The following is a 20,871-nucleotide window of genomic DNA, read 5'->3' as shown; positions in this document are numbered from 1 at the left end:
TTGTGTTTCGGCGTGCAAATTTAACCCCCTTGGCGGGGTAATCGGCGTCCAATTTTGACCCCCCTCAGATTTCATCTGACCATCCGGCTTTTGGCGGCGGATGGAGTGGGAGTTGAAGCGAGTGGATACGATTGCGCGTGTTCGACGGGCCTTCCATGTGCAGGGCTGGTCGGTGAAGAAGATCGTCCGGGAACTGCATGTGTCGCGCAACACGGTTCGCAAGATTCTGCGTTCCGACGAGACCGATTTTACCTATGAACGAGAGCGACAACCGCTGCCGAGGATCGGAGCGTGGAAGGCCGAGATCGAGCGGTTTCTGACGACCAACGAAGGCAAGCCATCGCGCGAACGGCTGACGCTGATCCGGATTTACGAGGAGGTTCGGGCCCTCGGCTACGACGGCAGTTATGACGCGATCCGGCGATACGCCAAGGCCTGGGCGAAGAACCGGGGAGCCATAACGGCGGAAGCCTACGTACCGCTCTATTACGCGCCGGGTGAGGCCTACCAGTTCGACTGGAGCCACGAGATCATTCTGATCAACGGTGTGACGACGACCGTCAAGGTCGCTCACGTCCGGCTCTGCCATAGCCGGATGATGTTCGCCAGGGCCTATATGCGCGAAAGCCAGGAGATGGTGTTCGATGCGCACGACAAAGCCTTCGCCTTCTTCCGTGGCACCTGCACGCGTGGCATCTACGACAATATGAAGACGGCGGTCGAGGCCGTATTCGCCGGCAAGGAGCGGCAATACAATCGCCGTTTCCTGCAGATGTGCAGCCATTATCTCGTTCATCCCGTTGCCTGCACGCCCGCATCAGGCTGGGAGAAGGGACAGGTCGAGAACCAGGTTGGCCTCGTGCGCGAACGCTTCTTCACCCCACGCGTTCGCGTCAAAAGCCTGGAAGAGCTGAACGTGTGGCTGCTCGATAAGTGCATCGCCTACGCCAAGGCGCACCGCCATCCCGAGCAGACCGAGCGGATGATCTGGCAAATGTTCGAGGAGGAGCGCGGCAGCCTCGTCCATTACGTCGGGCCGTTCGACGGATTCCACTGCGTTCCGGCCTCGGTGTCGAAGACCTGCACCGTCCGCTTCGACAACAACAAATACTCCGTCCTCTCAACTGCGGTCGGCCGGCCGGTCGAGGTTCACGCTTATGCCGAGAAGATCGTCATCAGGCAGGACGGTGTGACCGTCGGTGACCATCCTCGTTGCTTTGGCCGTGGCGAGACGATCTACGATCCCTGGCATTATGTCCCTGTTCTGGCACGCAAACCCGGTGCTTTACGCAATGGTGCGCCGTTCCGTGAATGGGTCTTACCCACAGCGATGGAGAAAGTGCGCCGACGGCTGAAGAGCGTCCATGATGGTGATCGGCAGATGGTCACTATCCTTGGCTGTGTTCCCACCGACGGTCTGGCGGCCGTCGATGCTGCCTGCCAAGAGGCTTTGGATCACGGCGTTTGCTCGGCCTCGGTGATCATCAACATTCTCGCCCGCAGCCGTGATCCGGCTCCGGCCGCAACCCTGCAAACCCCGGATGCGTTGCGGCTTACCCATGAACCGGTCGCCGACTGCGCACGCTATGACAGCCTTAGGAGGGCAAGCTGATGGAACGCACACAGGTTCTCGAACTCATGAGCACGCTGAAGCTCTATGGAATGCGCAGCGCCTACGACGAGGTCATGGGCAACGGCATCAAACGGCAGCACGAACCGCCGCGCATCGTTGGCGATCTGTTGCAGTCGGAGATCGCCGAGAAACAGGCCCGCTCCATTCGCTACCAGCTCAGCATCGCCAAGCTGCCGCTCGCAAAGGACATCGATGACTTCGACTTCGCCGATACGCCCGTCAATGAACCCCTGGTGCGGGAGTTGGCTACCGGTACCTTCGTCGCCGACCAGCGCAATGTCGTTCTCGTCGGCGGCACGGGAACGGGAAAGAGTCACCTTGCCATCGCGATTGCCCGCGCGCTGATCCGCAACGGAACACGCGGGCGCTTCTTCAACGTCGTCGATCTGGTCAATCGGCTAGAGACGGAAACGCGCAGCGGCAAGCAAGGGCGGACGGCCGACTATCTCAACCGTCTCGACTTCATCATCCTCGACGAACTCGGCTATTTGCCATTTGCCCAGGCAGGCGGTCAGCTCCTGTTCCATCTGATCAGCAGGCTCTACGAGCGCACGTCGATCATTGTCACCACGAATCTGGCGTTCGGAGAATGGCCGACGGTGTTCGGCGACGCCAAGATGACGACGGCGCTCCTCGACCGTCTGACCCATCACTGCGAGATCGTCGAAACCGGAAACGAGTCCTGGCGCTTCAAGAACCGCTCTCAAAGCTAAAGCCGAAGAACCACATCACCCGCACTTGGCCTACCCTCTGCAACCCCGGCCAGCGCCGGGCAGGCCAAGCGCTGATCTACATCATCAGAGGGGTCAAAATTGCACGCCGATATGGGGTGAATTTTGGACGCCGATTGACAGAACCCCGGCCAGCGCCGGGCAGGCCAAGCGCTGATCTACATCATCAGAGGGGTCAAAATTGCACGCCGATATGGGGTGAATTTTGGACGCCGATTGACAATCGCCGCCTTGGAGGCGGCCTTGTTGGTTGAACTCTTCGAGCGCGGCACGAGGCGGGCGGAGCTCACTCCGGCCGGCCGAAGCCTTCTTCCCGACGCAAGGGCGGTAATCGCGCGCACGGAGGAGATGAAGACCCGTGCCCGCTCGATTTCCACGTCAGGCGCTGAACAGCTCTCGATCGCCGTGGACGTCTATTATCCGCGCAGGCACCTCATCGCCTGCCTGCAGCGGCTCGGCCTAGATGCGCCGACAGCCGTCGTGAATTTGCGCATGACGACGATGCAGGGTGGAGAGGCACTGGTTCTGGATGGGGAGTGCGTGTTCTCAATCACCGCTGCCGACGTACCCGAACTGAAGCCGAGCGCGCTTGAGAGGCATTGGCTGTGCGACACGCGGATGGTCACCGTCTGTGCTCCTTCACATCCGCTCGCCAACCTCGGGCGGGCGGCTGCGCGCGATGAGTTCAGCCGACATATCCAGATCGTCGTCACCGACAACCAGCCCCATGCGGAGAAGTCGACCGTGGCGGTTGCAGGGGAGCGTCGGTGGTTTGTGAACGAACTCGGCGCGAAGCACGACTTGCTCAAAGCAGGACTGGGCTGGGGACATATGCCTGAAGACCTCGTCTCCGGTGATCTCGCCAACGGAGTCCTCGTGGAACTCACGCGGCATGCATGGCACCTTCGTCCGCTGACATTTATGATCTCGCGGCGTAGAGGTCTTGACCCATTAGAGTGCGAAGCTCACCTGATCGCGATGCTCGCTAGCGGGCATCTGCCAAAAAGTTCTGCCATCGCAGATAAGTCGGCAATGTGAGGGGAATTGCCGAGCCCCGTTCAAATCACTCATCCCGGACTGCCGTAGGGGTTGAGACCAAGGCTTGCGCAAGAAGCTGATGCCCACTATGGGCCTCCTTGCGGCCGTGGGCATCGCTCGTATCGCCAGCAAACGGCAGTCGATCGCTCCTTGAGAATTAACCATTTAGAACTCTTCCGATCGACTTTTCCAGGAAGTTCAGGTAACGACTTAGATCATGTTCAGGATGGTACGCATACAGCTCTGATCTCCCCGCGGCCATTTTCGGCCGCCGATCCGCTGTGCCTGCCGTCGACTTCTGGAGCCTGAACATGACCCTCAACGCCATCGCTACCGCTGTCCATCGCCCGCACGCTGCGGTGTTAGCCGTCAGTGCCTTGGGCGGGGGCTTGGAAATACGCCCGGCCTTCCTCCGGATCGCGGAGGGGTTGAGCCATGGCGAACCCCGACGACACGCCCAAGGGCCAGCATTTCCTGCTCTCGCCAGAGTGCCGAACGCTGACGGTGCTCGATCTCGCCAAGATGCGGGACACGACTGCCTACAACTGGTTTAAGCGCCTGCGCTGGCACGAAACGGAGGGCGAGCCTTACTGCCCCAAGTGCGGAACGTTGCGCTGCCACAAGATGAGCCGCAACCGCTTCAAATGCACCGAGAAGACCTGCAAGGCAGTGTTCAGCGTCACCTCTGGCACAGTGTTCCATGCACGCAAGCTGAGCTTCAAAAAGATGCTCATCGCCATCTGGTTCTCGGCGAACTCGGTGAAAGGCAAAGCCGCGCTCCAGCTCTCGCGCGAGATCGGCGTCCAATACAAGACCGCCTGGGTCCTCCTTATGAAGCTGCGCGAGGCGATCGCTTGGCGCAGGGAGGAGATGGTGCTGGATGGCGAGGTGGAGATTGACGGCAAGTACGCTGGCGGCCACATCCGTCCTGAAAACAAGGCCGAGGATCGCATCGACCGCCGCCTCAGGAAATACCAGAACATGAAACGTCTGTGCGCTCTTGCGATCCGCCAGCGCGGACTGGGAGGCCAGACGTTCACCCGGATCATCCGAGACGAAGACAGCAACGCAGCCTGGGCGGCCGTTCGAGATCACGTGTCGCGGGAGGGGACGGTCTTCGCTGACGAGCATGGCAGCTATAACGACCTGGCTGGCTTGAACAAGCTGCAATGCGTCAACCACTCAAAGGCATATCAGACCGACGATGGCACGAACACCAATCAGGTCGAGAGTTTCTTCTCGCGGGTCCAACGGGCCTATGTCGGCATCCACCATCGGTTTTCGTTGAAATACTTCGACTGGTACGTGGCCGAGCTCGCGTGGCGCGAGGACTGCCGACAGGTGAGCAATCGCAGTCATACGTTCCAGGTTCTGGGCAAGGCACTGTCTCGCGCCACGTCACGCTATCTGTGTGGGTACTGGCAGGGCAACAAACCGCCGGACCTGATCTGGGAAGGCTAAGCGGCGACCTCCCATAGAATCTTGCGACCGTCGAACTGGCCGGACTGCCGAACGCGTCCTGCAGTCGTCAGTTGGGTAAGGACCGCCGACAGGCGGTGTGTGATGTCTGAGAGATTGGCTGGCTCGCTCGGGATGCCGATCTTGGCTGCAAACTTCGCTGCGCAGTCGGTCACCGAAATCGGTTCTCCTGCCTCGCGCAGGACTTCCAAGACCGCTTGGCGCTTGTTTACGACGTTCATGGCCGCTTTCACCTCGGACGACGACGGCTTGTCCTTTCGAGAGCGGTTACCCTGTTCAGGTCTCGTCAGCGCCGATGCCTGGTAGTCGGGCTCGTAGCTTAGGATGACACGGTCGAGTGCGCCGATCAGTTCCTGGATGTCGACCCGCTCTCTTTCAAGCTGCTGCAACCTTTCGGTCAGGGCGGCCCGCTTCTGCTTCAACTCATACGCTACACTCATTCGAGGCCCCGTTTTCCAATGGAACGAGGGTAGTCTGGTAGCCGTTTCAGGTCTGGTGGTTTTTGCTACCTAATGCCGTTCTTTCGGATGACCTGCGCAAATGCCGTCTCGTGCTAGATGCCATTTGCAGTGAGTTCGGGATCAAACAGGAATCCGAGGAAGCGAGCCGGATTGCCGCGATAACTATCGAACTCTATCAGCAAGGTGTCCGAAACGTCGAGCAACTCAAACACATCGTAGATGCAGCCCGCGGTCTTGATTTGCAGGAACACACGCCCCCGGAGACTGTGACCAAATCCGGTTCCGGTTGTTAACGTAGCCGCGTCGATAGGAAGGAACTATCACGGAGACTCAAGGTATCTACTCCGCATTTGGCGACATCTGAAATCGAGCAAGCCCAAACGTTCTGTCGGCCTCAGCCGCAGCGCCTTTCCGGAGGCCAATTTTCTAGCCACGTCAATGGCCTCAACGGTTCGATGTCCGGTTTGGGGGATAGCCCGGCACCTTCTCCAACCGATCTTTTCGCCTCGCAAAGGTATACGTCTGATTGGCGTTACGCTCTCGTCACTTGAGACGAGCTCGAACCCCAGCCGAAACAGCTGCAATTTATCATCTAATTCCCAGCCATTCTAAGGGTTTACTCTGTGACAGCAACACCGCAGTCTGGATGGGTGAAAGCGGACGGGACCAACGTGTCTAACAATGAAATTTCGAAACTGATCGAAGCGTTACGCGCCGCTCGCGATGTCGCCGACAACGAGAACGGAGCCGAAATGCTTTGCTTTCTTATCGAGCAGGCCCTCGAGGAAGCGGTTTCGGAAGCAAAGCGCCGAGGGGAGCCGGTGCCGCTTTCCGTCGACTCGGGAATTCAATAGGCAGGCCATCTGCAAGAGTTGGGTGAAGCGGGCAAACCTTCAGTCAGCATGACGAGAGACCAGCTTAGTTCGATCAGGTCGGTAACCATCGGCTGATCGGCCTAGCCGCAGTCAATGTTATCCAAGCCTAGCGATCTCCGCCTCGAATTCTCGGATTTCGTTGTATCCAAGCTGAGCGGGCACCCGACCCGATCCGATCAATCTCTCGGTGCACACTTTGAATAACTTGAGATATCCCCTTCCCTTATCGTTGAGGATTCCTCGACAGCTATGCAATTGTCCACTCAGGATTTCGGCCGACACGTGTTCCGCAATCATCATCGCTGCTGCGTCGGCTACGGACCAGCCGCTCTTCACCACCAGATTAGTTGCAAACGTACCCTCGTTGTTGAGTTGTCGGGAAATCTCGCGCGATACGGCGTCGACGCCTTTTCATTGGACGTGCCCTGACCACGATACCGAATACGAAATTTCTCCACTTCCATCCAAAGCAACTGCGCTTCGGGTGAGAACAGGGAATGTTTCCGTCGCCTGAGAAAATCGAACAATCCGCCTCACATGCTTCAGAAAGACAGTCATCGCCATTAGCGAATGCTAATCTGATTCACGAGGCTTAGTCCATCGTGCACGTTGCTCGGGGAATTCACTTCCGGCCGTCGGGCTGCCTGCCCACTGCTAACTCCAATGAACCAGCGCCGTTAGGAGCGGCCGCTCAGTCGCTGTCCGGGCCTCCGCGGGATAGCGCCTGCCCGGCAGTTTCCTTTTGAGACTTCGGTATGAATCGGATTTCCCAAGACCCGCCTGTCCCACCAATATTTTGAGGTACTCCAGCTTGTGCCTCATCTAGGAGTTCGCTGATGCGATGTTCCGCCTCGGTCCTACTCCATTGCCGCAGGTTCCTGATCAAAAGACATCCTCATTCGCGTCTGGGCGGAGGCCGTTCGCCATTCAAACGAAGACCCCGTGGACATATTACTGTTTCGTTCCCTACCTTTAGGTAGGTTCGAGTCCTCCAAAACGAATATCATGTTTGGAGGTCAAAACAAAGACGCTGCTATCCCGGACGAGGTTGGACCAAGTGTGGTGTTTGGTGATGGTCGCAACAACATGCCGATCGATGTCGCCGACGTCTAAACCTTTGCGATACCTACGCGATATTATGCAACTGCCATATTGACTTCCTATACGGAAATGAAATCCTTCTTCATCGGCGTGGGAACGCCTGGTTGGGAAAGAAAGATGAGAAAGATAATGGCAGCCATGACGGCTGTGGCATTCGCGCTGTCCGCATGTGGAGGCACCGTGATCGAGTCATCGAGTGAGCGACGGGCTTCGGAAGACTTCACCAAAGCTGCCTTGGGTTACTACCTCCCGAAAGCCGTCATCCCGATTGCAGTTGAAGTCAAAGGGAACGCCGTAGCGGTAGCTTACGACACTGTGCCGAAGCTAGTCCCCGACACAAGATTCGGCCCCTACTATCTTTACTATAGCCATCAAGGACTGAGCACGGAAACCGTTGCGATGTCCGTAGGCCGCAATGGTCTTTTACAGAAGGTATCGTCAACGTCGGTTGGCCAGACTGCCGAGGCTATCAAGGGGGTCAATGAGATAATAACCCAGGCGGCCGCGCTCCGTGCAGCAACTCATGGGCTCCTTCCACCGCCGGCGGAAGCCGGCAAGCCCGCCGCGCCGCAACCATGCAACGGGGTGAGCACTGTCTTCACGCTTGAGATCGGCCCGAGCGAGACCATCATCGATCCAAAGAAACACAAGGTGAAACAGGACGACTGCACGATCCGTATAGAACCGACGCTACATGCCGCTGGGCGAGCGCCGCTGCTTGCGAGCGCCAGGAGCGCCAACGCTAACGTCGACGATCAATGTAAGGGGATGGTTTGCTTCCGGGTGCAGAAAGCCTACACCTTCGCCGCGACCGTGACCGTGACGGGACCAGGATACCGCGGCGAAACGACGATCAATGAATTCGCGCTAATGGCTCCGGACCCCGCGCTCGTAGGTTTCATCAGGTTCGACAGAGGCGTTTTCGCCTCTCGGTCCGCGACCGCGGAGTTTTCCGATGGTGTGCTCACGAGTTTCAGCGCGAGCAATGCCAGCGAGCTAGTCGGTTTCCTTGCAGTGCCTGCCGCCGCACTGACGACAGCTACCCTGATCCGGAAGTGGGATTGACCGAGGGTTAGACGCGACCGGTCGCATTGCGTCTCATAGCGCCCGTCCGTGATCCGACACACAGTGTTGTTTGGCACGGCGACCGCGTCCCGGTCCCACGTCGTCGACAGGTCGATCTCGTCTTGTTGATTCATCTCTATCGACGGTCGCTTGTCGCCATTTTGTCCCTTGCTGCAGTTTGACCCAGGCTACTCCGTGACGAAACGGAGAGCGAAATGTATCGATTTGAAGTCGCGCGCTGGGCCCTAGACCACGGCTTTACCCGACTTACCTCATATGCGTTGGGCACAGAATACGAAGGCCTGTCGGTCCGTATGCTTATCGGAATGCGCTACTTAACGACTTCCTTAGTGCACGAGACTAGCGAAGATACCCTGGCCCACATTCCGCATTCCGAGATATTCTGCGACAAGAATGGAATGATCCACGGCGCTGGACTTAATTCCGAGTTCATCGACAGAATGATCCGCGGCCAGCCTGCACCGCAATGGTGGCCGGCGGCGCACCTCAAAGCCGTGGAGTCAGAGCTTTCGCGACCCCAAGTGATTGATGCCGTTAGGCAATCGTATGGCGCTCGGCCCGGTTAACGCTAGCTTAATAAGGGTAAAGGTGCGTTAACCATATTCATAAAAGGTTCCCGAATCCGGGCACATCCGCTCCGGATTCGACCGGAATCGAGCGAATCCGTCTCAATCCGGGATTGCGCTGGGCAAAATGAGCATATAAGTCACCGGAAGTCGAAACGGAGCCAACCATGTCTACGAGGTTGATACACATAGGAATGCGGGAAACCCGCTAACCCCTGGATCGGTATCATCCTACCGTTACCAGAAGGTTACGGTAGTCCCAGAAGCAATGATTTTTTCAATGTTGTTCTAACTGGAGACTGACATGGTTACGACGAACTGCAAAAATCAAGCTATCTTCTCGGGCGGTGTTGGTCCCGCTCTCCTCTGCGACCGCGGCGTCATCGGCCGCGCCGAGGGCTACGGCACCGCTATGTTGCGCCGCCTTCCGGCCGCCTCTCTTCTTCTCTCGTCGTTCAAGACCATACGCGCTAGCGCGTAATCCCACGGCTTCACCGCCGATCCCTGGGATTTAACTCCGTGGCCAATTCCGGCTGCGGGGCTTGGTCAACACGTGTCGTGAAAGGACATGACATGAACGCGAAGGCAGTCCTGCGCTACATGCGCGAGAAGAAGTCGGGCTTTAGCCGCGAGCACCTGGGTGAGGAGCATACCCTTTTGTGCCCGGATGGCCCAGTGTCGGGTCGAGACTCGGAAATCTCGCTCGTCACGGAAGACGGTGAGGTTATCCAGGCCAAAATCTGGGTTCCGGTGCAGCGCTCGACAGGTACCCGAAAGCCGGCCGAACGCACCAAAGGCCACGTCCGCGGCTATCTCGTGAATCATCAGCACAACCGCGCCATCGGCTTTGAGAGCACGCACGAGAAGGCGCTGGCTGACATGGCCCTCGCCTGCCCGGACGTCGAATATCTGGAGGACCAGCCCCCGTCGATGCACTTCACGGCCGCCGACGGAAAGCGCACGAAGCACACTCCCGACTATCTGATCAAGATGAAGGGGAAAGCGTACTTCGCGGCGGTGAAGCCCACGCACCAGGTCGAGAAGACTGGAATTGAGGACGTGATCGAACGTCTCAAGCCCGAGCTTCGTGGCCGGGCCGACGGGATGGTTCTCGTCACCCAAAAGCATGCGACGCGTATTCGCGCCGCAAATGCGCAAGTCGTCCGCAACGCCGTCCGCAGCCGCAATGCGAGCGACTGCGAAGCGATGCGCGAACTGATCAAAGGCATCTATGGCCAGGTCAGCCTGTACGCTCTCGCCGACCGCTCCCCGCATTACGCTCGTGGCCTGAACGCCGCGATCTGCCTGATCCACGCACGCGAGTTGGTTCACACTGAACCTGACCGCCTTCTGCTCGAGCGCCCGTTTGTCCGCGTAGCGCGCTAACCCCTCAAACCGCGCCAGGAGAACACGATGACGCACTTGGCCCAAGTGCGCAGGGAGCCCCTGTGTCCTGCGTTCAGCGCCCGACTTGCCGTGCCGGAGTCGGAGCGCGTCGAAGACGAGCCTGTACCCCCGTCAGGGGAACAGGCCGAGGCACTTCTTTCCAAGCGGTTTCCGCGTGACAGCACCGGATTTGCCCGACGTTGAGCGGGCGTCCATGGGACCATTTTGGGCCCCCGTGAAGTGCAGTGCCGACCCATCAATCGAACAAGGAAGAGACACGTCATGGAACGTCCAAACATCGTCGCCGCAGGCCCCATCACCCCGATCTACGACTTCAAGCCGCTCTCCGCGCTGAATCACCGAGGAACCTTCTACCGCCCAGTCGAGCGCGACCTCACCGGACACGTGTTTCAACGCGTCCATGATGGGCTCCACGAGTCCTTCACTCACGAGGAAATCCAAGCGATGTTCGACGACAAAGAGTCGCCGATGGAATATCGCCCCGGATACTATTCGTTGAAGGGCGCTCGCGCTGCTGCCCGTCCTCAGGCTTACTTGGGTTCGCTTGCCGATGACGAGCAGGATCGCGCAGTTTTTCAAACTGCCGTCTGTGAAATCTTCCTTACTCACGAGACCAAAGACAAGGACTTCACTCGCTCGGACGCGAAGATGAAAGTCAATCTCTACAAGGTGTGGGACGAGTACTACAATCCCGAGGGCAAGCGCGCCAACCACCTGACCCAAGGCAAAAACAGCAAGAAGCGCAAAAGTAAGAGCGATGGTGGACGCTACGCTATCCCGCACCCCCGCACTTTCCGCAACTGGCTCCGCAAATACGAGAGCGACGCCAACGCGCTGAACCAGGTGCGCAATTGGGGCCGCAATCAGAAGAACACATACTACACGGCGGAGGAGACCGCCATGTTGCAGAAGTACATCATGGAGTATCTGGCGAACCCGGATGCCAACCAGGTCGATATCCACGGGCTGATGAAGGATGAGATTGACGATCGTAACGAGGAAATCGCCCGAAAAAACGAGGAGAACCGCGAGAGCGGGAATGCAGTAGAAGAGGTTCCCGAACTCCGTACGCCTTCGCTGAGGACGTTCAGTCAACGCATCAAAGAGCTGCCGCCCGCGTTCGTTACTCTGGCGCGCCACGGGAAGGCGGCTGCTGAGCGTGAGTATGCGGCTGCTCGTGATGGCCTGCAGGTAATCCGTCCGCTGCAGCGCGGCGAGATGGACGAATGGCGTGTCGACCTCCAGGTTCTGCTCGTGCTTGCGGGCGTGTGGCAGCAGATGTCGGCCAAGGAGCGCGCGAAGGTTAAGCGCATGCGCCTTTGGATGACCGCTGTCATCGACACGGCTACACGATGCCTTCTTGGGTTTCGGGTTCACAAGCAGGCACCGTCTGTGATGACCTCGATCGCCACGCTCGAGATGACGACGATCGACAAAACATCGATCGCCAAGCTCTACAGTTGCACTTCGAACTGGGCGTTCTATGGAAGTCTGGACGAGCTCGCCACTGACTCTGCGTCTTGGTATTCCAGCCAACCGTTCCGCGTGACGGTCAATGATCTCGGAGCGACGCTTCTTCTGCCCCCCGCAGGTGCGGCTTCCGCACGTGGTACGATCGAGCGGTTCTTCCGGACGACTGCGGAGCACGCGTTTACGTACTTTTCCGGCCTGACCAAAGGGTCGGTTGAGGCAAAGGGGGATCGCGATCCGGAGGCCGAAGCGAGCGTCACGTTCGAAGAGGTTGCGGCGATCCTCACTCGCTACTTCATCGACGTGTATCACAACACGCCCCACGATGGATTGGGCGGTGAGACCCCGAACAACGCATGGAAGCGCCTGTCGAAGCATGGCATCACACCGCCGCCCTCCCCGGCGCAGAGACGCCATATCTTCGGCATCAACGTCCAGCGTTTGGTTGGCAAGCACGGCATCCGCTTCCTCGGCGTCTACTTCCAGTCGCCCGAGCTTCAGGCTCTGCGTCGTCGTTGGAAAAGTGGTCACCTCGCGCTTGCTCGTATCGACCGCCAAAATCTCGGTTCGATCTCGGTTTGGACCGGCGAAGGCTGGTTGAGTGTGCCGGCGGTTAGCGACGAATTCGAAGGCATGAGTGTCTGGGCATGGACTGCCGTCTGCGCTGAACTCAAGGCCATCAATCAGAAGGAGGCCAAACTGTCCCGACAGACCGTGCGCAAGGCGAAGGACGAAGCTCGCAAGCGAGCCGAGATTCTCCGTATGGAGGGCGATCTGGACAACCCCGTCCAGACCGAAGCGGCGTACCTGGAGTGGGAGAAAAAGATGGACCTGAAAATCCGGATCACCGCCCGCGAGGACAGCGTACCCGAAGATTTCATGACCTCCGGCAAACTTGCTGCGGACTTCTATGAAACCATCGGCATCGAAGTTACGGCGTCGAAGACCGACTGGCGCGATGCAACCGAGCATACGGGTGAGCCCGACAAGGTCGATGAAGCTGAGACAGCGGTCGACGCCTCGACTCCGGCTTCGAGCCTGCGCGACGACACCTTTGACCGCTAACGAGGCCACTTAGCTTCGCCGCCTGCCCTTACGCCTCCGTGAATTTTCCCATGTTCGCGGAGGCCAACCTCCCATCGCAGAACGAGCAATCCCCTCTTGGGCTCAATTGGAGACGACCTATGCAACAAGATTCGAAAAACGCGACATTGCGCATGAGACGCCGAACCTACCTCCATTCAACTGCATTGCCTGAAGGCGGAATCCGTGGTCCGCCTTCGGCCAGGCGCGTTCCCCGGTTTGGGACCTAGCCCGTCTAACTAGACAGAAATCACCAACGGTGCCCGGTCGGCGCGCATTGGCGCGCCGGAAGGAGAAACTCGTCCAACGAAGCCCCCTACCGCGTCGCAAAGCGACCCGGGTCTAACATAGGAGACCACCCATGGATTGGAACCAAAACCAAGCCGCAGCAATCGCCCGCATCCGTGCAACGCTTTCTCAGGAGGAGCTTGCGCTGGCCGAAAAGGTAAAGCGAGTTAACGACCGCTACCTTGGTCTCGAGCGGGACAAAACCACCAATCTCGCCTTCAAGAACCTCGTGCAAAGTGTCGCGTGGCACGACCCCGAGGACGAGAACCGGCCTGGAAAGAAACGGATTCTGGCTCTTTGCGGGGAATCCGGAGCCGGGAAAACTAGGGCTCTTATGGAGCGGATGTCGTCGATCCCGGCGATGCAAAAGTACATCGACGAAGATGGCGCTGAGGTCAACCCAGTACTGAAGTTCGACGCGCCATCTCCGTGCACGCCCAGGCTGCTGGCGGTCGAGGGGCTGCGCAACCTTGGTATGCCCGTGCGTGAATCTATCAGGGAGAACGAGGCCTGGGCCAAGTTCCGCACAGCGCTGAAAGCTCACAAGATCGTCTTCGTTGTCATCGATGAGGCGCAACACGCCGTTGTTACCGCCAACTCGGTTGAAGCACAGAAGATCGCGGACGCTTTCAAGGGCATGGTCCAGATGCCGGACTGGCCCGTCCGTCTCATCCTCGCTGGCGTGCCGCCCCTCGCGGAGTTCCTCTCTGAGCACGTGCAACTCTACACCCGCCGGACCGCGATCCGCTTCGAGAAACTGCAAGGCGATAAGGGCTTGGCGACGATCGGCGAAATCCTGTCGAAGATCGCTGACCATGGTGAGGTTGTGATCTCTGTTGAGGACGAGAAAGAGCTCCGCGGGCGATTGTGCCACGCGGGTGCCGGTAACTTCGGCTCCATCGTGCAAATGATCCGCGGAGCGGTCGAGCTCGCACTGCTCGAATGCAGTTCGGAAGTGAATGATACGCACTTCAAGAACATGTACGCCTCCTACTCCGGATGCCTGGAGGAAGAAAATGTGTTCGAACACCCGAACTGGCACGAACTCGAACCGCTCAAGGCATTCATGCGCGTCAATGATGACGTTCCCCGGAAGCGCCCTGCGCGTGGTCAGAAAAAGGTCAAGTTCGGAGATCGTCCATGAGCGTCTTGGCCCTTCAATCGCATCTCAACGACGGTGAAACGATCGCAAGCTTCTGCTCCCGCACTGCGGCGCTGCACGGTGCGGTTAGCGCCGGCGACTTCTGGTCAATGTTCGGGATTAATTTCCTGGAGCTCTCCCAGGGAGCGGTAAACACCCAGGAGGCGCTTCAGCGCCTCCTGGGACCCAGAGTGCTTGTTGAAGAGCGCTGGACTCGTCAATTCGATGGTAGCTTGACGTTTGGCGGTCATTGCCTCGCGGGGCGCTTTGTTACACTTGGGCACGACCGAGTTTGCGCAATGTGCCTTGCGGACGATGAGCGTGACCGGTCAGGAAGGCCAGGCAATCGCGCCTTTGCACGCCTTACTTGGATTCCCAAATTCGTCCGAGCCTGCCAGATTCATCAAGTCGAGCTCGTGGAGTTACCGAAAATTGAATGGAGGTACGGGCCGGATTTCGCAAAAAGGTTGCGGCTAGAGCCTGGCGGGATCGCCGGCTTGTGCGATAGAACGGCGGTTCGTCAGGTGACTTCTTTCGAGCGGTACGCGCTCGATCGCTTGGACGCGCGTTCGCCCGGCCAAGCCAGCTGGCTGGACGACCTCCCTTTGCAGGCCTCCATCCATCTTTGCGAATTGGTTGGGACTGAAACTTGTGGCCCGGATCGGGACTGGTCGGAAGCGTCGGACGACGAACTCAGCCTTGCTGTTCAGTCGGGTTATGAGCAGCTTATCGGCGGGGCGGCAAGATTCACGGAAGTTCTCGAGGCAAGGGCCTCCAAAAACTTCTCCAGCAGACGCAAACACTGCCCGACAACGATCTTCGGCAGATTGGCGTCCGAAGCTCTGGAGTTCGCAAAGTATCCTGGATACACGAGTATCCTCGCCACAATGCAGGATGTTGGCATGCGGTGCCTTGCGCTGGGAACGGACGACGACTTCCTTGGACCGATTATTAAACGCCAATACCACTCGGTGAACTCCGCATCACAGGAGTACGGTCTCCCCGCCAGTTCGCTTCAGCTGGTGCTCGAGCGGCTAGGCAAGATGTCGCCGGCGACATCCCTGGCTAAAACCAACCTCGCTTGCGAGCAAGAGGTGTTCGAACTTCGTCTCATGGAACATGTCGCGGAAATCGTACGGGATCGTCGAATAGGCGAAAAGGACGAAGATGAATATGTGGCGTCGGTCGAGCGTTTCCGCGCTGGCAGCCCAAAGCGGCCCAGTGGACGCGTGCCTTCACCCGCCGCTGCCGCCAAGATTCAGGTGAGCGAAGAGACCGTCCTAGCCTTGGCCCATGAAGGCTTTCTGAAGGAAGTGTTTCCTGGGAAACGCAACATTGTCGCCCAGTACGCGAAAGGTGACTTGGACCGGTTTTTGGCGAACTACGTTTCGGACCGCGGTCTTCTCGGGTTGGCAAAGAAGATGAAAGTATCGATTAGTGAGGAGGCTCTAACCCACGGCTTCAACGTTCGAATACCGAAGCGCAAGGTCGGAAGAAATTTCTACCTCCGACACGAAGTAATAGCAGTTATCTCCTCCTTAAAACCATAATCGGGCGCTGCCCGATTTTTTTGGCCTTGCGGATTGGGAAAATCCGGGGTTCCTTTTGGGAAATGCTGGGTTCAGGCCCGAAAATGGGCTTCAACGAAATCAATCAGTTACAAAGCCGTTGAGGCAATTTAGACTTCACGTTACACAATAAGCCGTCGGTCGCACGCACCACCAATTGAATATGCACCCGCAAGGGCCTAACTGCCTGATGGAGTTACACCAACAGCGCAAATTCGCTACGATTTGGAAGACATATGAGCTCGATCTGCACACCCGAGGAAGTCTACGCCTTCTGGTTCGAAAAATGCGACCGCCGAGACTGGTTCGAAGGCGCTACCGAACTCGACAACGAGATTAAAGGTCGGTTTCGCGACACACACCTCGCACTCGCGGCGGGACCGAGCAACGCTTGGCGCGAAACCCCACAGAACCGTCTGGCATTGATCGTCGTGCTCGATCAGTTTCCGCGCAACATCTATCGAGGAACGGCATTGGCGTTCGCGACTGATGGGTTGTCCTTGGCAGAAGCCGAATTGGCCCTTCAGTCAGCCGACGACAAGCGTGTTCCCGAGGAGTTCCGCGTCTTCTTCTATCTGCCTTTCGAACATGCCGAGGACATCGCCAAGCAGGATCGTTCGGTAGCCCTGTTCGCCGAACTTGGAGATCCAGAGTTTCTCGATTACGCGCGACGCCACCGCGACGTGATTGCATCCTACAGCCGCTTTCCTCATCGAAATCAGGTATTGGGCCGGCAATCGACTGCGGCCGAACTCCGCTATCTCGCGCAGCCGGGAGCGGGTTTCTGAACCGCGGCGCCCGCCCCCGAACGAGAAGGTGACGCCAGCCGACTTCGCACGCTCCGCGACTTTAGACGGTGTGCTCACGCTCATGCCCCAGGTCTTCGCGTGCTCGTCAACTCAGGGTGCCCGCAAGCTTTGATCCGCTGCGGTGCCTAACCGCCGGCAACCCCATGCTGATTGCGACATCGAACCCGAGTTCTTCAATACGCGAGGCGAGCCACCTCACATCGACCTGTGCTGAAACTCGCCTCCGACCGCCCGATCAACGCGCCGGAACTTCGCTTCAGCCAAATCTTTGCTAAGATGCCGTATGAGCCGATTTGAAGAAACTGAAACCGCCCTTATCGAAAAACTTCGGTCGATGAAGGTGAAGCCCGACGTCACGATCAACCTCCTGGACATAAGAGAACCCCTGAATGCAGCGGGGTTTACGCAGGAGGAAATCATGGTGGTCCTCCATGCACTTGAGCAGGACCGGATTGTGGTATTCACACCAGGAAACAAACTTAAACTATTGAAGCCACTGCCTTAGCCCCCTTCTCCGGTTCGGATTCGCAGGCGACCAGGAGCAGGTCGGCACGCCGCGCCTGAACTCCGGTAACGATCGTTGCACCGGACGATGGCGCTTATGGCGAACGAAACTCCGAGCCGGCCTAGACAGCTGGAGCGCCGGGGCCGCTCGATCCGTGGCGACTATGAATCCTCAGGCCGCGAGGTGCTCGCGGCCTGAGTCCGTAAGCTAGAGAGAGACGCTACGGCCGGTCCGGACGCTCTCGTCCGCCGCGATGCAGATGCGCAGCGAGGTCACGGCGTCATCCATGTGACGGGTGAGATCCAGGTCTTCGACCACGGATCGATAGACGAAATCCTGTTCCCGATCGCACAGCGCCTGATGGCCTGGCTCGTCATGCATATCAAGCCAATCATCCGCCTTCGCGGGAGAACCATCGGCGTTCAACTCTGCATGATGGACGCGCAATCTGGACGTCCGGGTATGCGCGTCGAGATCGGCGGAACTTGCGCCCTCGTCCATGACGATGGACACCGAGCCATTCGGCGAAATGACATCCTTCACGAAGAAGGCGGTCTCCGACATCATCGGACCCCAGCCGGCCTCGTACCAGCCGACGCTTCCATCCTCGAACAGCACCTGGAAATGGCCGTAATTATACATGCCATCAGGCAGGCCCCCTGCCATTTTCACGCCCATGCCGCGCACTTCCACCGGCTTAGAATCGGTGATCTGGCACATGACGTCGACATAGTGCACGCCGCAATCGACGATCGGCGATGTTGTCTGCATGATCGACTTGTGGATCGCCCAGGCGCTGCCGCTCGACTGCTGGTTCAGGTTCATGCGGAAGACATAGGGACCGCCGAGGCCGCGTGCCTCGTCGATCAGCCGCATCCAGGATGGATGATGGCGCAAGATATAGCCGATGACGAGTTTCCGGTCATTGGCCTTGGCGGCCGCCACGACGCGTTCCGCATCGGCGACATTGGCTGCAAGCGGCTTTTCGACGAAGACATGCGCCCCGTTCTCCAGCGCCGCGACGGCCATATCCGCATGGGTGTTCGTATGTGTCGCGATGCAGACGACATCGGGCTTGAACTCTTCAAGCGCCTGCAAATAGTCGTTGCGCAAGGGATAGGTGCGCAGCTCTTCGGGCAGGTCGGGAACCGAGCGGTTGACGAGACCAACGATCTCGAAACCGGGGTGATTGTGATGGGCCAGGGCGTGGCTCTTGCCCATCTGACCGAGGCCGACCACCAGAACCTTGAGTTTTTGTTGAGTCATTCAGGTAGTTCTCCAAGTCAAACAGTGCGGCGAGCGTCAGCGATCTGGGTGGCGCCGATGCTGGCGAGAGCGACGCTGAATAGCGTCGGGTTGGTCGCGGTCGCCGTCGGGATCACGCCATTGCCGGCGACATAGAGATTGTCGAAGCCCCAGACCTTGGAGTTCCTGTCGCAGACGCTGGTACCATCGTCGCCCTCGCCCATCCGGATCGTGCCCTGATAATGTAGCGACGAACCGACCGGCTGCACGAAGGTGGCAAAGCCCGGCGCCGGGCGACCGATGATGGCCGAAATGCGCTGCGCATGGCCCTTGGCCTCTTCGAGGCGCGCCTTGTCGCCTTCCGACTGCCGCCAGTGAATGGAAATGGCTGGAAGGCCGAGCCAGTCACGGCGGTTGTCATCGAAGGTGACGCGGTTGTCGGCACTGATATCGGAGGCCACGAAAAAGCCCATGCCGATCGGCTGGCCGCTCATTTCGCTGGCCTTCGGCATCGTATGCAGGCTGGTCGCGGCAATGGTGACCGAATAGGGAAACTCCGTGGTGGACGGAATCCAGCTCATCGACGCCATCGGCACATCGGTCTGCATTTCGCTGATCTGCGAGACGATATAGTGGTCGTTGATATAGCGACCGAGTGCTTCCGGGCGGATGCCCGACGCGTAGAGCAGTTGGGGCGAATGCAGCGAATCACAGGCAACAACGACCGTTGCGGCCTTGACCACGAAGGCTTCTTCCGAACGGACGCGGACAAGTTCGACACCGGTGACATGGCCATTCTCATGGATCACGCGGCGGCAAGCCGTTTCGGAAAGAATCTCAAAGCGTTCCTTCGGCTCGTCGACGAGATCGCCGAGAACGACATCGGTGCCATGATAGCGCAGACCCTCCGGGCCAGGCGTCGCTGCAAGCGGCATGGGCTGAACAAAGCGATCGGGCGTGCGACCAGGATTGAAGACTTCGCCCAGTCGCTCGCGCATGGCGATGGCTGCGGTATCGCCTGCGCGTGGGTCCTTGTTGGTGCCAAGCAATTGCGCCGACACAGCCAGAGCCTTGTGCATCTCGTCGGTCGGGATGAAAGGCACCAGTTCGATCTCGGAGGGGACCGGCGTGCCGGTTGACCATTTGGTTCCCATGCCGCCAACATTGGCCGCCGAAAAGCCGGCGAAGAGGTTCTCGTCCTGCGGATCGCCATCATTGGCGACGAAGAGGCCTGAGCGGCGCAACATCGATCCGTCGAAACCACCGGCGCGGCGCGCTTCCCATTCCTCCTTGTTGATCGGCATGCGCGGGCTGCGATCGCCGCCCTGGGCCTGCATTTCGAAGGCCGCGCGCTCATCGAGATCGACGATATTGTCGAGATGCGCGCCCTTTTGCGCAAGAATCTGCGGGCCGGCCTCGACCATCAGAATACGCGCTTCCGGCCATTTGTTCCTGATCACCCGCGCATAGGCCGAGCCGGTCGGGCCACTCCCGATGATGACGACGTCGGCGGATTGCTCAGACATTATGCTATTCCCCATTCTTCGGTATCAATTTGATATCTAACAAAGATGTATCCTAGCGGATGTCAACCGGGATCGTTAGTCTGCGAACAAAGTTTGATAACAGCGATCGAGGAGATGCCGCGATGAAGATAGGTCTGAGTTCATATAGCTTCCGTCCGTTGATGCAGAGCGGGGCCATGCAGATCGAGGATGTGTTTGCCTGGGTCGGCAAGCATGGCGGCGATCATGTCGAGCTGGCAACGCTTTCCGTCGCCCCTGAAGGGCAGGACCTGCAATATGAACTCATTGATGACGCCGAGATGCTGGAGCGGCTGACGGGAGCGTCGCAGAAAAGCGGTGTGCCACTTGCCGGCCTTTGCACGTCAGGCAATTTCATCGACGGCAGTGAGCGGGTTTTCCAGCTCAACAGGTTGAAGCGCTATGTCGAGCTGTGCGACAAGCTTGATGTGCGCTTCCTGCGCCATGACGTCGTGCCGTGGTCGTTGCGCGCAACGGCGCCTGGCCAGTTCGAAGCGGCATTCCCTGCTATCGCCGAAGCGACCCACGAGCTTGCCGCGCATGCCGGGCGCTATGGCGTGACGACCAGCGTCGAGGACCATGGCTTCTTCATGAATTCAAGCGAGCGGATCAAGCGGCTGCTGCATGCGGTCAATCTGCCGAGCTTCAAGCTCACCGTCGATATCGGCAATTTCCTCTGCGTCGATGAGAATCCGCTGACGGGAACGCGGGCCTGCCTCCCCGATGCAAGCTTCGTCCACATCAAGGACTTTTATGTGCGCCAGACCGCTCCTGGAACCGATTGGCTGCAGACGGTGGGTGGCCAGGCAATTCGCGGTTCGGTCTTCGGCTATGGCGATCT

General features: G+C 58.7%; 19 protein-coding genes and 1 pseudogene. 16 read left to right on the top strand and 4 right to left on the bottom strand.

Annotation, left to right across the window (positions count from 1 at the left end):
* Positions 1–112: 112 nt before the first annotated feature.
* From istA to ASE04_RS10355, 4 genes and pseudogenes are all read left to right on the top strand, one after another.
* Positions 113–1,606 (top strand): annotated as a pseudogene (gene istA / locus ASE04_RS10370) (IS21 family transposase); the annotation flags it as partial.
* 5 nt (positions 1,607–1,611) lie between these two features.
* Entirely contained in the window at positions 1,612–2,346 is a 735-nt protein-coding gene (istB, locus tag ASE04_RS10365) for an IS21-like element helper ATPase IstB (RefSeq protein ID WP_056816139.1), read from the top strand.
* Positions 2,347–2,607: 261 nt separating this feature from the next.
* Positions 2,608–3,402, top strand: coding sequence for a LysR family transcriptional regulator (locus tag ASE04_RS10360; RefSeq protein WP_200960706.1), 795 nt, complete (start codon positions 2,608–2,610; stop codon positions 3,400–3,402).
* Between the two features lie 435 nt (positions 3,403–3,837).
* The gene (locus ASE04_RS10355) at positions 3,838–4,863 is read left to right on the top strand and encodes an IS1595 family transposase (protein ID WP_056816133.1); all 1,026 of its coding nucleotides are present in this window, start codon (positions 3,838–3,840) and stop codon (positions 4,861–4,863) included.
* On the opposite strand, the gene ASE04_RS10350 is transcribed toward ASE04_RS10355, so the two are convergent.
* Together ASE04_RS10350 and ASE04_RS32045 are read right to left on the bottom strand one after the other, a co-directional pair.
* Positions 4,860–5,321 carry a hypothetical protein gene (locus tag ASE04_RS10350; protein WP_156408755.1) on the bottom strand — a complete coding sequence of 154 codons (462 nt, stop codon included), beginning with the start codon at positions 5,319–5,321 and terminating at the stop codon, positions 4,860–4,862. The genes ASE04_RS10355 and ASE04_RS10350 overlap by 4 nt on opposite strands.
* A 113-nt stretch (positions 5,322–5,434) precedes the next feature.
* A complete protein-coding gene (locus tag ASE04_RS32045) occupies positions 5,435–5,593 on the bottom strand; it encodes a hypothetical protein (RefSeq protein ID WP_156408754.1) in 159 nt (52 codons plus the stop codon).
* A gap of 420 nt (positions 5,594–6,013) precedes the next feature.
* Here ASE04_RS32045 and ASE04_RS10345 point away from each other — a divergent pair, with 420 nt between their 5' ends.
* The 11 genes from ASE04_RS10345 to ASE04_RS10300 all read left to right on the top strand — a co-directional run bounded on the left by ASE04_RS10345 (position 6,014) and on the right by ASE04_RS10300 (position 17,241).
* Positions 6,014–6,196, top strand: coding sequence for a hypothetical protein (locus tag ASE04_RS10345; protein WP_056816126.1), 183 nt, complete (start codon positions 6,014–6,016; stop codon positions 6,194–6,196).
* 1,239 nt (positions 6,197–7,435) lie between these two features.
* On the top strand, positions 7,436–8,383 hold the full coding sequence (locus tag ASE04_RS10335; protein ID WP_056816121.1) for a hypothetical protein: 948 nt from the start codon (positions 7,436–7,438) through the stop codon (positions 8,381–8,383).
* A gap of 215 nt (positions 8,384–8,598) precedes the next feature.
* Entirely contained in the window at positions 8,599–8,970 is a 372-nt protein-coding gene (locus ASE04_RS10330) for a hypothetical protein (RefSeq protein WP_056816116.1), read from the top strand.
* Between the two features lie 304 nt (positions 8,971–9,274).
* Positions 9,275–9,451 (top strand): hypothetical protein, encoded by a 177-nt coding sequence (locus ASE04_RS30645; protein ID WP_156408753.1) that lies wholly within the window; start codon positions 9,275–9,277, stop codon positions 9,449–9,451.
* Between the two features lie 92 nt (positions 9,452–9,543).
* A complete protein-coding gene (locus ASE04_RS10325; RefSeq protein ID WP_056816114.1) occupies positions 9,544–10,356 on the top strand; it encodes a hypothetical protein in 813 nt (270 codons plus the stop codon).
* A 27-nt stretch (positions 10,357–10,383) separates the two neighbouring features.
* Positions 10,384–10,560, top strand: a complete 177-nt coding sequence (locus ASE04_RS30640) for a hypothetical protein (RefSeq protein WP_156408752.1) — start codon at positions 10,384–10,386, stop codon at positions 10,558–10,560.
* 21 nt (positions 10,561–10,581) lie between these two features.
* A complete protein-coding gene (locus ASE04_RS10320) occupies positions 10,582–12,912 on the top strand; it encodes a DDE-type integrase/transposase/recombinase (protein ID WP_156408751.1) in 2,331 nt (776 codons plus the stop codon).
* Positions 12,913–13,291: 379 nt separating this feature from the next.
* Complete coding sequence (locus tag ASE04_RS10315; RefSeq protein ID WP_056816108.1) at positions 13,292–14,362, top strand: ATP-binding protein; 1,071 nt, start codon at positions 13,292–13,294, stop codon at positions 14,360–14,362.
* Entirely contained in the window at positions 14,359–15,909 is a 1,551-nt protein-coding gene (locus tag ASE04_RS10310; RefSeq protein WP_056816105.1) for a TniQ family protein, read from the top strand. The genes ASE04_RS10315 and ASE04_RS10310 overlap by 4 nt, the downstream gene beginning before the upstream one ends.
* A gap of 254 nt (positions 15,910–16,163) precedes the next feature.
* Positions 16,164–16,715 (top strand): DUF924 family protein, encoded by a 552-nt coding sequence (locus tag ASE04_RS10305; RefSeq protein ID WP_056816102.1) that lies wholly within the window; start codon positions 16,164–16,166, stop codon positions 16,713–16,715.
* Between the two features lie 304 nt (positions 16,716–17,019).
* On the top strand, positions 17,020–17,241 hold the full coding sequence (locus ASE04_RS10300) for a hypothetical protein (RefSeq protein ID WP_056816099.1): 222 nt from the start codon (positions 17,020–17,022) through the stop codon (positions 17,239–17,241).
* 207 nt (positions 17,242–17,448) lie between these two features.
* Here ASE04_RS10300 and ASE04_RS10295 read toward each other — a convergent pair whose 3' ends face one another.
* The gene (locus ASE04_RS10295; protein WP_056816096.1) at positions 17,449–18,507 is read right to left on the bottom strand and encodes a Gfo/Idh/MocA family protein; all 1,059 of its coding nucleotides are present in this window, start codon (positions 18,505–18,507) and stop codon (positions 17,449–17,451) included.
* Between the two features lie 17 nt (positions 18,508–18,524).
* The gene (locus ASE04_RS10290; protein WP_056816091.1) at positions 18,525–20,012 is read right to left on the bottom strand and encodes a GMC oxidoreductase; all 1,488 of its coding nucleotides are present in this window, start codon (positions 20,010–20,012) and stop codon (positions 18,525–18,527) included.
* Between the two features lie 122 nt (positions 20,013–20,134).
* On the opposite strand from ASE04_RS10290, the gene ASE04_RS10285 reads away from it, so the two are divergent.
* A partial coding sequence (locus ASE04_RS10285) for a sugar phosphate isomerase/epimerase family protein (protein ID WP_056816088.1) occupies positions 20,135–20,871 on the top strand: 737 nt, incomplete at its 3' end.

Source organism: Rhizobium sp. Root708 (assembly GCF_001429725.1).
Lineage (GTDB): Bacteria > Pseudomonadota > Alphaproteobacteria > Rhizobiales > Rhizobiaceae > Rhizobium.
This window is presented reverse-complemented; position numbering and strand designations above follow the sequence as displayed.

Excerpts from the sequence above, each read along its gene's own strand:
- istB (WP_056816139.1), top strand. The coding sequence starts at position 1,612 with ATGGAACGCACACAGGTTCTCGAACTCATGAGCACGCTGAAGCTCTAT.
- ASE04_RS10355 (WP_056816133.1), top strand. The coding sequence starts at position 3,838 with ATGGCGAACCCCGACGACACGCCCAAGGGCCAGCATTTCCTGCTCTCG.
- ASE04_RS10350 (WP_156408755.1), bottom strand. The coding sequence starts at position 5,321 with ATGAGTGTAGCGTATGAGTTGAAGCAGAAGCGGGCCGCCCTGACCGAA.
- ASE04_RS10335 (WP_056816121.1), top strand. The coding sequence starts at position 7,436 with ATGAGAAAGATAATGGCAGCCATGACGGCTGTGGCATTCGCGCTGTCC.
- ASE04_RS10330 (WP_056816116.1), top strand. The coding sequence starts at position 8,599 with ATGTATCGATTTGAAGTCGCGCGCTGGGCCCTAGACCACGGCTTTACC.
- ASE04_RS30645 (WP_156408753.1), top strand. The coding sequence starts at position 9,275 with ATGGTTACGACGAACTGCAAAAATCAAGCTATCTTCTCGGGCGGTGTT.
- ASE04_RS10325 (WP_056816114.1), top strand. The coding sequence starts at position 9,544 with ATGAACGCGAAGGCAGTCCTGCGCTACATGCGCGAGAAGAAGTCGGGC.
- ASE04_RS30640 (WP_156408752.1), top strand. The coding sequence starts at position 10,384 with ATGACGCACTTGGCCCAAGTGCGCAGGGAGCCCCTGTGTCCTGCGTTC.
- ASE04_RS10315 (WP_056816108.1), top strand. The coding sequence starts at position 13,292 with ATGGATTGGAACCAAAACCAAGCCGCAGCAATCGCCCGCATCCGTGCA.
- ASE04_RS10310 (WP_056816105.1), top strand. The coding sequence starts at position 14,359 with ATGAGCGTCTTGGCCCTTCAATCGCATCTCAACGACGGTGAAACGATC.
- ASE04_RS10305 (WP_056816102.1), top strand. The coding sequence starts at position 16,164 with ATGAGCTCGATCTGCACACCCGAGGAAGTCTACGCCTTCTGGTTCGAA.
- ASE04_RS10300 (WP_056816099.1), top strand. The coding sequence starts at position 17,020 with ATGAGCCGATTTGAAGAAACTGAAACCGCCCTTATCGAAAAACTTCGG.
- ASE04_RS10295 (WP_056816096.1), bottom strand. The coding sequence starts at position 18,507 with ATGACTCAACAAAAACTCAAGGTTCTGGTGGTCGGCCTCGGTCAGATG.
- ASE04_RS10290 (WP_056816091.1), bottom strand. The coding sequence starts at position 20,012 with ATGTCTGAGCAATCCGCCGACGTCGTCATCATCGGGAGTGGCCCGACC.